The following is a 12,112-nucleotide window of genomic DNA, read 5'->3' as shown; positions in this document are numbered from 1 at the left end:
GTTGGGCCGCGACCGGCGGAGGACGACGCTCCGCCCGGACCGCACGGTTTGCAACGAGTTCACCCCATTCCCGGTCCCGCCGTGCACCGGCAGGACGGTTGGGCCTAGGCTTCTGGTCCGTTCGGGAGTTTCGGCCGGTCGGCCCGACCGCGCGAACCACCGTCCACGACACGTCAACGAGGGGAACGTTAGTGAATCTGCGCGCTCTCACCAGGGGAGACGCCGCCGTCGCAGGCGCGGCCGTCCTGCTCTTCATCGCCTCCTTCCTGCCTTACTGGACCGTGGACTGCGGCAACAGCCGGTACTGCCCGCCGTCGCAGAACGCGTGGAGCACGGACCTGTTCCCCATCCTGCCGTCGATCTACCTCCTCGGCATCGCCGCCGCGGTGCTGATCCTGGTGCAGCGCTTCCAGGGTGCGGCCGCGGCCAACCGCCAGGTGCTCGGCCTGCGGCTGGACCAGTGGGGCATCGCCCTCTCCGTCGCGGCGCTGTGGACCTCGGTCTGGGCGCTCGGCGGCGGCACCTCCAGCTCCGTCGTCAGCCACGGCTTCGGCGCCTGGCTCGGCTTCATCGCGCTGCTCGCGCTGGCCGGCGCGGCCGCCGCGGGCCCCCTGGTGCCCGCACTGAAGGCCCCGCTGGCCGCCGACCGCCCGGCGGCCGTCCCCGGCCAGTACGGCTACCCGGGCCAGCCCGGTCAGCCGGGTGCCCCCGGCCAGCCCGGCCAGTACGGCTACCCGGCCCAGGGCCACGACCCGGCGTTCGGCGGCCAGGGCGGCTACGGCTACCCGGGCGCCGGCCAGCCGCAGCCCGGCCAGCCGGTCCAGGCCGCCCAGCCGCACGACGCCGGCGCCCCGGCCCCGCAGCCGGTCCCGGCCGCGCAGCAGGCGCCCGCCCCGGCGGCGGACTTCCAGCCGTTCTGGTTCGCCGTCCCGGCCCCGCGCCAGCTGGCCCCGAAGGACAACCCGGCCGGCGCCCCGGTCGGCGAGGTCGTGCCGGGCACTTGGTACCTGGCCGTCGAGCAGCGCGGCGCCGCGCTGGTCGCGCAGCTGCCGGACGGCAGCCAGGGCGTGCTGGCCGACACCACGGGCATCCAGCGCGGCTGAGACAGCACGGCTGACGCCCGCGGACGCACACCGCGAAGGGGCGGGACCGGTTCTCCGGTCCCGCCCCTTCCGCGTGTACGCGCCGTGTCCGCGCCGTGTCCGCGCCCTGTGCGCCCGTCCCCCGCGCGCCGTTCCGCGCGCAGTGCGCCGGGCTCAGCAGCAGTCCGCGACCACCAGCCCGGCCGGCAGCTGCTCCCCGCCGAAGACCGCGACCGTCGCCGGGTCCCCGCCGAGCGCGGCGACCGCGAGCAGCAGCGCCCCGGCCGTCCAGGTGGTGCGCTCCTCCGGCCAGATCGCGTCGTCCTCGAAGACGTACCCGGTCCAGTACGAGCCGTCCTCGTGCCGCAGGTGCTTCTGGATCCAGCGCAGGATGTCCACCGCGCGGTCGGACTGGCCGATGGCCCAGAGCGCGAGCGCCAGCTCGGCGCTCTCGCCGCCGGTCACCCACGGGCGGTCGCTGACGCAGCGCACGCCGAGGCCGGGGACGACGAAGCGCTCCCAGTCCCGCTCGATCCGGGCCACCGCCGCCTCGCCGCGCAGGCCGGTGCCGAGCACCGGGTAGTACCAGTCCATCGAGTAGCGGCCCTTGTCCAGGAACCGCTCGGGGTGGTGGGAGACGGCGTGCCCCAGCCGGCCGGCCGCGAGCTCCCAGTCGGGCTGCGGCTCCTCCAGGTACTCGGCGACGGCCAGGCCGCAGCGCAGCGCGTGCAGGATGCTGGACGAGCCGGTGAGCAGCGCCTCGTCGGTGGCGGTGCCGTCCCCGTCGACCCGCCAGGCGATCGGGCCGCCGGGCAGCCGCAGCCCGACGATGAAGTCCAGGGCGCGCCGGACGACCGGCCAGATCCACTCCAGGAAGGCGTCGTCGCCGGTGCTGAGGTGGTGGTGCCAGACCCCGACCGCGATGTACGCGCAGAAGTTGCTCTCCTTGGCCCGGTCGGTGACCGCGCCGTCGGTGTACGCGGCGTACCAGGAGCCGTCCGGGTTCTGGGCGGCGGCGAGCCAGCGGTAGGCGGCCTCGGCGGCGGCGTGCTCGCCGGCCGTGTCGAGGGCCATCGCCGCCTCGGTGTGGTCCCAGGGGTCGAGGTGGTGGCCGGCGAACCAGGGTATGGCGCCGTCGGGGCGCTGCTCGGCCAGGATGCTGCGCACGGTGTCGGCGGCCTGCTCGGCGTCGAGCACCCCGTCGAGCAGCAGCACCTCGGGGACGGCGGCCGTCACGCCGTCCCGCCCGGCGCGCGGTTGGGCTTGGAGGCGTACGCGACGAAGCTCTTGCCGATCACCGGGTTGAGGGCCCGCTCGGCGGCCCTGGTGAGGCTGCTGATCACCGGGGTGCCGACGATGTCCCAGACCAGCAGCTGGTGGTAGGCCTTGACCGGCAGCGCCTTGTCGTTGTCGACGCCGACCGCGCACTTGATCCACCAGTACGGGGAGTGCAGCGCGTGCGCGTGGTGGGTGCCGTACGGCTCCAGGCCGGCGTCCTTGAGCTTCTCGAGCAGTTCGTCGCCCCGGTAGATCCGGATGTGGCCGCCCTCGTTGGCGTGGTACTCGTCGGACAGCGCCCAGCAGATCTTCTCCGGGAGCCAGCGGGGCACGGTGACGGCGAGCAGGCCGCCCGGCTTGAGGACCCGGAACATCTCGTTGAGCACGCCCTTGTCGTCCGGGATGTGCTCCATCACCTCGGAGATGATGATCTTGTCGAAGTACTCGTCCTCGAACGGCAGCGCCAGCGCGTTGCCCTCCATCGCGACCGCCGACGCGCCCTCGGGGGCCTCACCGGCCTGCTCCATCGCCGCGAACCACTTCCTGACCTCGGCGATCTCCTCGGTGTTCTGGTCGAGGGCGATCACGTTGGCGCCACGGCGGTAGCACTCGAACGCGTGCCGGCCCCCGCCGCAGCCCAGGTCGAGCACCCGGTCGCCGGGGGCGAGCGGGAAGCGCGAGAAATCGACGGTCAGCACTGCAGGACTCCCATTCCTATTGCTACCAAGCGTTCTTGACGCTTCGTCACGCCACTCCCGGCACGTCACGCTTCGTCGGGCAGGCTCGCCCTGCCGCCACCGCTCCGCCTCCGCCGACCGGCCGTCACCGACCTGCCGCGGGCGGGCGGCTAGGCCACGTACCGCCAGCCCGGCCCCGAGCGGGCCCGGGCGCCGACGCCGGTGGCGAGCGCCGCGCGGTAGGCCTCGGCGGTCAGCTCGGCGGCCCGCTCCCAGGTGAACCGGGCCAGCACCCGCTCCCGCCCGGCCGCGCCGAGCCCGGCCCGCAGCTCCGGGTCGTCCAGCAGCCGGCCGAGCGCGGCGGCCAGCGCGTCCGCCTCCCCCGGCGGCACCGCCAGGCAGGACTCCCCGTCCGGCCCGGCCACCTCGGGGATCGCCCCGCCGGTGGTCGCGACCAGCGGGGTGCCGGTGGCCATCGCCTCGGCGGCGGGCAGCGAGAAGCCCTCGTAGAGCGAGGGGACGCAGGCCACCTCGGCCGAGCGGTAGAGGTCGACCAGCTCCTGGTCGGTCAGCCCGCTGCGGAACTCGATGTGCCCGGCCAGCCCGAAGCGGCGCACCGCCTCGGCCACCGGCCCGTCCTCCTTCTGCGGCTTGCCGACCACCACCAGGTGGGCGTCCCGCTCGGTGCGGACCTTGGCGAGCGCCTCGACCAGGAAGACCAGGCCCTTCAGCGGGACGTCCGCGCTGGAGGTGGTGACGATCCGGCCGGGGACGCGCTCGATCTCCGCCGAGGGCGACCAGAGCCGGGTGTCGGCGCCGATCGGCACCACCGAGATCGCGCCGGGCGCGACGCCCAGGTGCTCGGCGATCTCGCGCTGCGAGGTGCCGGAGACGGTGATCACGTGGTCCAGCCGCGCGGCGACCCTCCGCTGCATCCGGGTGAAGGCGTACCAGCGGCGCAGCGAGAGCCGCTTGCCGCGGGTGGTGGCGGCGTCCAGCTCCAGCTGCCGGTCCACGGTGATCGGGTGGTGGATCGTGGTGACCAGCGGGAAGCCGTGCCGGGCCAGGCCGAGCAGGCCGTAGCCGAGGGTCTGGTTGTCGTGCACCACGTCGTAGCGGCCCTTGTGGGCGGCCAGGTAGCGGCGGGCGCGCAGCGAGAAGGTGAGCGGCTCGGGGAAGCCGCCGGTGCGCATGGTGGCGAACTCCAGCACGTCCACCGGGCCGCGGAACTCGTCGCGGGCCGGGGTGCGGAACGGGTCGTCGGCGCGGTAGAGGTCCAGGCTGGGCAGCTCGACCAGGCGCACCGAGCCGGGGCCGTCGACCTCGTCGAGCACCGGGAAGGGCTGGGCGCCGATCACGTCCACGTGGTGGCCGAGCCTGGCCAGCTCCCGGGAGAGGTGCCGTACGTACACGCCCTGACCGCCGCAGAAGGGGTCCCCTCGGTACGACAGCAGGGCAATCCGCAGCGGCTGCGCGGTCATCCTGGGCCCTCTTCTCTAGCTGCTTACGGTGCTGCCGGTCGTGCTTCCGGTCGCTAAAGTAGATCAGGTTTCAGTGGCTGGGGAACTCGTCGTCGACCACGTGAACAATGAGAGACCTCGAAGATACCGGCCCGTAGCTTTCCCTCAGGAGCCAGGGCTGGTGATTCCCGCCACGCCGGATCCTGCCGACCATGTGGAGCACGCCGCCACTCTCGCCCGCCCGGGAGCACCCTTGCCGCCACCCCCTCCTTCCACCTCTCCGCAGCTCTCGCCCCCGGGCGAGCCGCCGCTGACCGCGCGCCAGGCCGAACGGCGCCGGCGTATCCTGCGGGCCGCCACCGCGCTGGCGGTGCGGGGCGGGTACGAGGCGGTGCAGATGCGGGAGGTCGCGGAGGGCGCCCAGGTCGCCCTCGGCACGCTCTACCGGTACTTCCCGTCCAAGGTCCACCTGCTGGTGGCGGTGATGCTGGAGCAGCTCCAGGGCCTCCAGGAGCACATCCGGCGGCACCCGCCGACCGACCGCGAACCGGCGCCGCGGGTCGCCGACGCCCTCACCCGGGCCTTCCACGCGCTGCAGCGCGAGCCGCTGCTGGCCGAGGCCATGGTCCGGGCGCTGTCCTTCGCGGACCGCTCGGTGGGGGCCGAGGTGGACCAGGTCAGCACGGCCACCGGGCAGCTCATCCTGGACGCGATCGGCCAGTCCGGACCGCCCACCGAGAGCCAGCGCGCGGCGGTGCGGGTGATCGAGCACACCTGGCACTCGGCGCTGGTCGCCTGGCTCTCCGGGCGCGCCTCGATCGCCGAGGTCCGGGCCGACCTGCACACCGCGGCCCGGCTGCTCGCCCTGCCGTGAGCGCTCCCTCTTCCTCCGCCGACTGGAACCTGTTCCTGCCCGCTGCGGGGCGCCCGTGGCGCTCCGGCGGCTAGAGTCGACAGTCGGCACAACTCCATCCCGCTCCTCCCCCGGGGAAAGCCGGTGCGAATCCGGCGCTGACCCCGCAGCCGTGAGACCGGCGCCGCCATCGGCCGCCCGGACGAGTCGGAGCACCCGGGGAGGGGCGAGCGGCCAGTCCGGACGCACGCGCCCGGCACCGTCGAGGACTACGGAACGGCCCCGCCCGGGCCACCACCGCTCACCGAAAGGCACACCCGCACCATGCTGACCGCCGCCCGCCTGGGCGCCGCCGCCCTGTCCGCCGCGCTGCTCACCGGCCTGACCGCAGGACCGGCCCTCGCCGACAGCCCCGCGCCGACCCCCGCCGCCGTTCCCGACGGGCTGTACGGCAAGAGCGACCCGACGTACGACGGCGTCTGGCGGCAGTCGCTGGCGCTCACCGCGCTGACGGCGGCCAAGGTCACCCCGGCCGACTCGGCCGTCGGCTGGCTCACCGGGCAGCAGTGCGAGGACGGCGGCTGGCCCTCCTACCGGGCCGCCGGCGCGGCCTGCGACCCCAAGACCGAGGACAGCAACGCCACCGCCGTCGCCGTCCAGGCCCTGGTCGCCCTCGGCGGGCACCAGGAGGCCGTCGACAAGGGCGTCGGCTGGCTCAAGGCCAACCAGAACGCCGACGGCAGCTGGGCGTACAACCCGGGCAGCCCCGGCGACGCCGACTCCACCGGCCTCGCCGTCAACGCGCTGTTCGCCGCCAAGACCGACCCGGCGGGCGTCGCCAAGGCCGGCAGGTCCGCCTTCGACGGGCTCGCCCTCTTCCAGCTCGGCTGCGCCGCCCCCGCCGACCAGCGCGGCGCCTTCGCCTACCAGACCGACCCGGCCGGCGGCGCCCTCACCCCGAACGCCCTGGCCAGCGCCCAGGCCGCGCTCGCCGCGAGCGGCGGCCACCTGCCGGTCGCCGGCACGGTGCACGCCGACGCCGCGCCCAAGGCCCTGGCCTGCGCCGACGCCCCGGCCGCCACGGCCGCACAGGGCTCCTCGGCCTCCTCGGCCCCGGTCTCGCACGCGGAGTCCGGCGAGGCCGTCGGCGCCTACCTGACCGCCCAGCTCGCGGCCGGCGGCGACCACCTCACCCTCACCACCCCGGGTGCCGCCCCCACCCCCGACTACACCGCCACCGCCTGGGCCGCCCTCGCCCTCAGCCAGAGCGGCCACCCCCAGCAGGCCGCCGGCGCCGTCGACTGGCTCGGCAAGGAGGGCGCCACCTGGAGCAAGGGCGGCACCGACGCCGGCGCCACCGCCACCCTCCTGCTGGTCGCCCAGGCCGCCCACCGCGACACCGCCGCCCTGACCGGCCAGCTCACCGCCCTCGGCCCGGCGACCGCCCCGGCGAAGAAGAAGGACGGCGGCATCGGCCAGTACTGGCTGATCGGCGTCGGCCTGCTCATCGGCGTCGGCGGCGGCCTCCTCCTCAGCCTCCAGCGCAAGCGCAACACCCACCTCTGATGCGTCCCGCCTCCCATGCCGCTCCCGGCGGGCCGGGCCCCGGCCTGCCGGGCGGGGGTGCCCGCGCGCGCCACCGCACCGCCCTCGCCGCGCTGCTCCTCCCCCTCCTCGGGGCGGTGCTGCTGCTCGCCTCCGCCGCTCCGGCGCAGGCCGCCGGGTACCGGTACTGGTCGTTCTGGCGCGGCGCCGAGGGCGGCAGCTGGACGTACCAGCAGCAGGGGCCCTCCGTCGCGGTGCCGCCGGACGGGGCCGTGGACGGCTGGCGGTTCGCGCTGAGCCCGGACGGCGGGCAGGACGCCGCGAAGCCCCGGACGGCCGGGAGCTTCGCGGAGATCTGCGCGGACACACCCGCGCAGGAGGGCCGCAAGCGGGTGGCCGTCGTGCTGGACTTCGGCACCGCCGAGGACGCCGGCTCCGCTGCCGGTTCGTCCGCTTCCGGCTCGTCCACCTCCGGTTCGTCCGCCGTCGGTTCGTCCGCCGTCGGTTCGTCCGCCGCCTCGGTGCCCGAGCAGCGCACGGCCTGCGCCGCCGTCGCGCCCCGCGCCACCTCGGCCGAGGTGCTGGCCACCGTCGCCCCGCCGCTGCGCTACGACACCAACGGGCTGCTGTGCGCCATCGCCGGGTACCCGAAGGCGGGCTGCGGCGACCAGGTCGGCGCGGCCGGTGCCGCCCAGCCGGCCGCCGGATCCGCCGACCAGAGCACCGGCAGCGGCCCGGACGTCGGCCTGATCGCCGGTGGCGCGCTGGTGGCCGTCCTCGCCGGTGGCGCCGTCTGGCAGGCGCGCCGCCGCCGTCACCCCTAACGTCCCCCACCCAGGAATCACCGTGAGCAGCACCGCCGTCCGTACCACCCGGCCGCCCACCGGCCCCCGTCAACTGCACCCCGGGGCCTGGTGGTTGTGGGCGCTGGGGCTGGGCGCGGCGGCCACCCGCACCACCAACCCGGCGATCCTGCTGCTGCTCGTCGCCGTCGCCGGGTACGTGGTCGCGGCCCGGCGCGGCGATGCGCCGTGGTCGCGCTCGTACGGGGCGTTCCTGCGGCTGGGCCTGCTGGTGCTCGGCATCCGACTGGTCTTCGCGGTCTTCCTCGGCTCGCCGGTCCCGGGCACCCATGTGCTGTTCACGCTGCCCGAACTCCCGCTGCCCGTCTGGGCGCAGGGCGTGCGGATCGGCGGCCGGGTCACCGTCGAGGGGCTGCTCGCGGCGCTGTACGACGGGCTGCGGCTGGCCACCCTGCTGGTCTGCGTCGGCGCCGCCAACTCGCTGGCCAGCCCGGCCCGGCTGCTGCGCGCCCTGCCCGGCGCGCTCTACGAGGCGGGCGTCGCCGTCGTCGTGGCGATGACCTTCGCGCCGAACCTGATCGCGGACGTCCGCCGGCTGCGTGCCGCGCGGCGCCTGCGGGGCCGCTCCGACAAGGGCGTCGCGGCCGTGCTGAGCGTCGGACTCCCGGTGCTGGAGGGCGCGTTGGAGCGGTCCATCGCACTGGCCGCCGCCATGGACACCCGGGGGTTCGGCCGCACCGCCGACGTCCCGCGCCGGCTCGCCCGGGCAACGGCCGCGCTCACCCTGGCCGGACTGCTCGGGATCTGCCTGGCCGCGTACGGGCTGCTGACGGCCGGCGGCGCGGGCTGGGCGCTGCCCGTCCTGCTGCTCGGCCTGGCCGCCGCCTTCGCCGGCCTGCTGCTGGGTGGCCGACGGTCCGTCAGAAGCCGCTACCGGCCCGACCCTTGGGCCGTCCCCGAGTGGCTGACGGCCGGTTCCGGTGCGGCCGTGGCGGCCCTCACCACCTACCTGGCCGCGCGGGACCCGGCCGCCTTCGCCCCCACCGTCGTCCCGCCGACCGTCCCCGCGCTGCCACTGGCCGCCGTGCTGACCGTGCTGCTCGGCCTGGTACCGGCGTTCGCCGCCCCGACCCCGCCCCGGAGGGCATCGTGATCACCTTCGAGCAGGTCTCCGTCCGGTACGCGGACTCGGCCGCACCCGCCCTCGACGGCGTCGACCTGACCGTCCCCGAGGGCGAACTCTGCCTGCTGGTGGGCCCGTCCGGCTCCGGCAAGTCCACCCTGCTGGGAACGGTCAGCGGCCTGGTGCCGCACTTCACCGGCGGGGTGCTGCACGGCCGGGTCACCGTCGGCGGCCGGGACACCCGCGAGCACCGTCCGCGCGAACTCGCCGACCTGGTCGGCACGGTGGGGCAGGACCCGCTGGCGCACTTCGTCACCGACACCGTGGAGGACGAACTCGCCTACGGCATGGAGTCCCTGGGCCTGCCGGGCGACGTGATGCGCCGCCGGGTCGAGGAGACCCTCGACCTGCTCGGCCTCGCCGACCTGCGCGACCGCGCGCTGAACTCCCTCTCCGGCGGCCAGCAGCAGCGCGTCGCGATCGGATCGGTGCTCACCGTGCACCCGCGCGTGCTGGTCCTGGACGAGCCCACCTCGGCGCTCGACCCGGGCGCGGCCGAGGAGGTGCTGTCCGTCCTCCAGCGGCTGGTGCACGACCTCGGCACCACCGTGCTGATGGCCGAGCACCGGCTGGAGCGGGTCGTCCAGTACGCCGACCAGGTGCTGCTGCTCACCCCCGACGCCCCGCCCGTCCTCGGCGAGCCCGCCGAGGTGATGGCGCACTCCCCGGTGCACCCGCCGGTGGTCGGCCTCGGCCAGCTCGCGGGCTGGCGGCCGCTGCCGCTCTCGGTCCGCGACGCGCGCCGCAAGGCCGCGCCGCTGCGCGCCCGGCTGGACGGCCGGACGCCCGCTCCCGCCGACCGCCGTGCCGGCGCCGCGCCCCTCGCCGTCACCGACCGCCTCGCCGTCCGGCGCGGCCCCGTCCCGGCCCTGCGCGGCGTGGACCTCTCCCTCCACCCCGGCGAGATCACCGCCCTGATGGGCCGCAACGGCGCCGGCAAGTCCACCCTGCTGGGCAGCCTGGTCGGCCTGCACGCCCCCTCCTCCGGCAGCGTCAGGGTCGGCGGCCGCACCCCGCACCGCACCCGCCCCGCCGAACTGATCCGCGAGGTCGGCCTCGTCCCGCAGGACCCGCGCGACCTGCTGTACGGCGAATCGGTCGCCGCCGAGTGCGCCGCGGCCGACACCGACGCCGGAGCCGCCGCCGGCACCTGCCGCGCCCTGGTCGAGCGCCTGCTGCCCGGCATCGACGACGACACCCACCCGCGCGACCTCTCCGAGGGCCAGCGGCTCACCCTCGCGCTCGCCGTCGTGCTCACCGCCCGGCCGCCGCTGCTGCTCCTCGACGAGCCGACCCGCGGCCTCGACTACGCCGCCAAGGCCCGGCTGGTGGAGATCCTGCGCGGCCTGGCCGCCGAGGGCCACGCCGTGCTCCTCGCCACCCACGACGTCGAGCTGGCCGCCGAACTCGCCCACCGCACGGTGATCCTCGCCGAGGGCGAGATCGTCGCGGACGGCCCGACGGCGGAGGTCGTGGTCTCCTCCCCCGCCTTCGCCCCGCAGGTCGCCAAGGTGCTCGCCCCCGGGCCGTGGCTCACCGTGCGGCAGGTCGCGGAGGCGCTGGACGCATGAGCACTCGTCCCGTCCCGCTGGGACGCCGGTCCGTCGCGGCGCTGCTGTCCGTCTCCTTCGTCGGCGTCGCCGCCTTCGGCTGGCCGCTGCTCGCCTCCACCAAGTCGGCGCTGGTCGGCCACTCCACCGACGCGCCGTGGCTGTTCGCCCTGCTGCTCCCCCTCCTCCTCGCCGTCGTCATCGCCCAGATCTCCGAGGGCCGCTCGGCGGGCGGCGGCGCCCCCGGCCTGGACGCCAAGTCCGTGGCCCTGCTGGGCGTCCTGGCCGCCGCCGGCGCCGCCCTCCGCCCCCTCGGCGCGGGCACGGCGGGGCTGGAGCCGATGTTCTTCCTGATGGTGCTGTCCGGGCGGGTGCTCGGCCCGGGCTTCGGCTTCGTCCTCGGCTCGCTGTCGATGTTCGCCTCCGCGCTGCTCACCGGCGGGGTCGGGCCGTGGCTGCCGTTCCAGATGCTGGCGATGGGCTGGGTCTGCCTGGGTGCGGGCCTGCTCCCGGGGGCCTCCTCGCTGCGCGGCCGCCGCGAACTCGTGGTGCTGGCGTCCTATGGCGCCATCGCGTCCCTGCTGTACGGCACGATCATGAACCTCCAGGGCTGGCCGTACATCGGCGGCCTGGCCGGCTCCATCTCCTTCGTCCCCGGCGACCCGCTGCCCGCCAACCTGGTCCGCTTCGCCGCCTACTGCCTGACCACGTCACTGGGCTGGGACCTGCCGCGTGCCGCACTCACCGTGGTGCTCTGCCTCACCCTCGGCACCCCCGTCCTGCGCGCCCTGCGCCGCACCACCCGCCGCGCCGCCTTCGACGCCCCGGTCACCTTCCGCCCGCCGGAGCGCTAAGCGCCGCCCGCCCGGCACGCCCCGCACACCTGCCCGGCTCCCGCCACGGGCCGCCCGCACATCCCGCCCCGGCCGGGGCACTCGTGCCGGCGGGGCCCTGTACCTCCCGCCGCTTCGGGGACAGCGGGCACCCTCGCCAACCGCCCCGCCAGGACCGCCCCCACGCTGTGGGTGACCTTCTCCGGCAGCGGCGCCGCCAGGATGCCCAGCAAGGCGCTCCGGGACCAGCCCTGTTCCAGCAGCCGCTCCACCCTCGCGGCCTGATCACGGAGCGGCTTCCCCGCCAGGGCCATCTTCGGCTCCCGGCACCCGAGTTCGAGCAGCAGCGCCATGCCCGCCGTCCACTTCTCCGGGGGACGGACGGAAGGTTCTTCCACGTCCTTGGTTTCCCGTTCCTTGGAAGGGCTTCCCACCTTCCCGACGCCTGGCCCACCTGGAGCTGGACCACCGGCGGCCGGGGGCACGGGAAGCGGCGGCACCGTGTGCACCGCCTTGCCCGTCGTCACCGGCACCTCGTGCACCGAGACGACCGTCCGCACCTGCCCGGTCAGCGGGTCCCGCTGGGTGCGCCGGACGTAGTGCCCGGCCGCCTCCAACTCCCTGAGCGCCCGCGCCACGCTCGTCCGGCCCTCCACGCTCTTGGCGGCCAGCGTGCGGACGTCTTCGCGCGCCCCGTCCGGCAGGCTGAGCAGGTAGCCGAGGAGCCCCCGCGCGGCCCAACTCAGCGAGTGCTTACGGACGACATGCCCGTTGTCCAGGATCGTGTACCCGGGAGCGTGCTGAGGGATACGATGAATCTGCATCTGGAGTTGCTTTCTCCTGGTGCC

Annotated in this window: 11 protein-coding genes and 1 riboswitch; of the genes, 7 read left to right on the top strand and 4 right to left on the bottom strand. The window is 75.7% G+C overall.

The window, feature by feature from the left end; genetic code table 11:
• The first annotated feature begins 191 nt into the window (after positions 1 to 191).
• The gene (locus tag AMK13_RS01655; protein WP_074000831.1) at positions 192 to 1,103 is read left to right on the top strand and encodes a hypothetical protein; all 912 of its coding nucleotides are present in this window, start codon (positions 192 to 194) and stop codon (positions 1,101 to 1,103) included.
• Positions 1,104 to 1,256: 153 nt separating this feature from the next.
• Here the strand turns inward: AMK13_RS01655 and AMK13_RS01650 are convergent, their stop codons facing one another.
• From AMK13_RS01650 to AMK13_RS01640, 3 genes are all read right to left on the bottom strand, one after another.
• Positions 1,257 to 2,318, bottom strand: coding sequence for a prenyltransferase (locus AMK13_RS01650; protein WP_234348709.1), 1,062 nt, complete (start codon positions 2,316 to 2,318; stop codon positions 1,257 to 1,259).
• On the bottom strand, positions 2,315 to 3,058 hold the full coding sequence (locus AMK13_RS01645; RefSeq protein WP_049660417.1) for a class I SAM-dependent methyltransferase: 744 nt from the start codon (positions 3,056 to 3,058) through the stop codon (positions 2,315 to 2,317). The genes AMK13_RS01650 and AMK13_RS01645 overlap by 4 nt, the downstream gene beginning before the upstream one ends.
• 149 nt (positions 3,059 to 3,207) lie before the next feature.
• A complete protein-coding gene (locus AMK13_RS01640) occupies positions 3,208 to 4,518 on the bottom strand; it encodes a glycosyltransferase family 4 protein (protein WP_074000830.1) in 1,311 nt (436 codons plus the stop codon).
• A 232-nt stretch (positions 4,519 to 4,750) separates the two neighbouring features.
• Here AMK13_RS01640 and AMK13_RS01635 point away from each other — a divergent pair, with 232 nt between their 5' ends.
• The 6 genes from AMK13_RS01635 (at position 4,751) to AMK13_RS01610 (ending at position 11,285) form a co-directional block, all read left to right on the top strand.
• Positions 4,751 to 5,371, top strand: a complete 621-nt coding sequence (locus AMK13_RS01635) for a TetR family transcriptional regulator (RefSeq protein WP_049660100.1) — start codon at positions 4,751 to 4,753, stop codon at positions 5,369 to 5,371.
• 114 nt (positions 5,372 to 5,485) lie between these two features.
• Positions 5,486 to 5,567: riboswitch (cobalamin riboswitch) on the top strand.
• Positions 5,568 to 5,674: 107 nt separating this feature from the next.
• The gene (locus AMK13_RS01630; RefSeq protein WP_074000829.1) at positions 5,675 to 6,916 is read left to right on the top strand and encodes a prenyltransferase/squalene oxidase repeat-containing protein; all 1,242 of its coding nucleotides are present in this window, start codon (positions 5,675 to 5,677) and stop codon (positions 6,914 to 6,916) included.
• A complete protein-coding gene (locus tag AMK13_RS01625) occupies positions 6,916 to 7,719 on the top strand; it encodes an SCO2322 family protein (RefSeq protein WP_241852710.1) in 804 nt (267 codons plus the stop codon). Before AMK13_RS01630 ends, AMK13_RS01625 begins: the two co-directional genes overlap by 1 nt.
• A 16-nt stretch (positions 7,720 to 7,735) precedes the next feature.
• Entirely contained in the window at positions 7,736 to 8,851 is a 1,116-nt protein-coding gene (locus AMK13_RS01620) for a CbiQ family ECF transporter T component (RefSeq protein WP_074001171.1), read from the top strand.
• Positions 8,848 to 10,452 carry an ABC transporter ATP-binding protein gene (locus AMK13_RS01615; RefSeq protein WP_074000828.1) on the top strand — a complete coding sequence of 535 codons (1,605 nt, stop codon included), beginning with the start codon at positions 8,848 to 8,850 and terminating at the stop codon, positions 10,450 to 10,452. Before AMK13_RS01620 ends, AMK13_RS01615 begins: the two co-directional genes overlap by 4 nt.
• On the top strand, positions 10,449 to 11,285 hold the full coding sequence (locus AMK13_RS01610; protein WP_074000827.1) for an ECF transporter S component: 837 nt from the start codon (positions 10,449 to 10,451) through the stop codon (positions 11,283 to 11,285). Before AMK13_RS01615 ends, AMK13_RS01610 begins: the two co-directional genes overlap by 4 nt.
• Here AMK13_RS01610 and AMK13_RS01605 read toward each other — a convergent pair.
• A complete protein-coding gene (locus tag AMK13_RS01605) occupies positions 11,282 to 12,088 on the bottom strand; it encodes a helix-turn-helix domain-containing protein (protein ID WP_074000826.1) in 807 nt (268 codons plus the stop codon). The genes AMK13_RS01610 and AMK13_RS01605 overlap by 4 nt on opposite strands.
• Positions 12,089 to 12,112: the final 24 nt, after the last annotated feature.

It is taken from the genome of Streptomyces sp. CB02056, assembly GCF_001905545.1.
Taxonomy (GTDB): domain Bacteria; phylum Actinomycetota; class Actinomycetes; order Streptomycetales; family Streptomycetaceae; genus Kitasatospora.
This window is presented reverse-complemented; position numbering and strand designations above follow the sequence as displayed.

What these genes read in the sequence shown, in the direction of transcription:
- AMK13_RS01640 (WP_074000830.1), bottom strand. Translation starts at nt 4,518, where the DNA reads ATGACCGCGCAGCCGCTGCGGATTGCCCTGCTGTCGTACCGAGGGGAC.
- AMK13_RS01630 (WP_074000829.1), top strand. Translation starts at nt 5,675, where the DNA reads ATGCTGACCGCCGCCCGCCTGGGCGCCGCCGCCCTGTCCGCCGCGCTG.
- AMK13_RS01605 (WP_074000826.1), bottom strand. Translation starts at nt 12,088, where the DNA reads ATGCAGATTCATCGTATCCCTCAGCACGCTCCCGGGTACACGATCCTG.
- AMK13_RS01625 (WP_241852710.1), top strand. Translation starts at nt 6,916, where the DNA reads ATGCGTCCCGCCTCCCATGCCGCTCCCGGCGGGCCGGGCCCCGGCCTG.
- AMK13_RS01610 (WP_074000827.1), top strand. Translation starts at nt 10,449, where the DNA reads ATGAGCACTCGTCCCGTCCCGCTGGGACGCCGGTCCGTCGCGGCGCTG.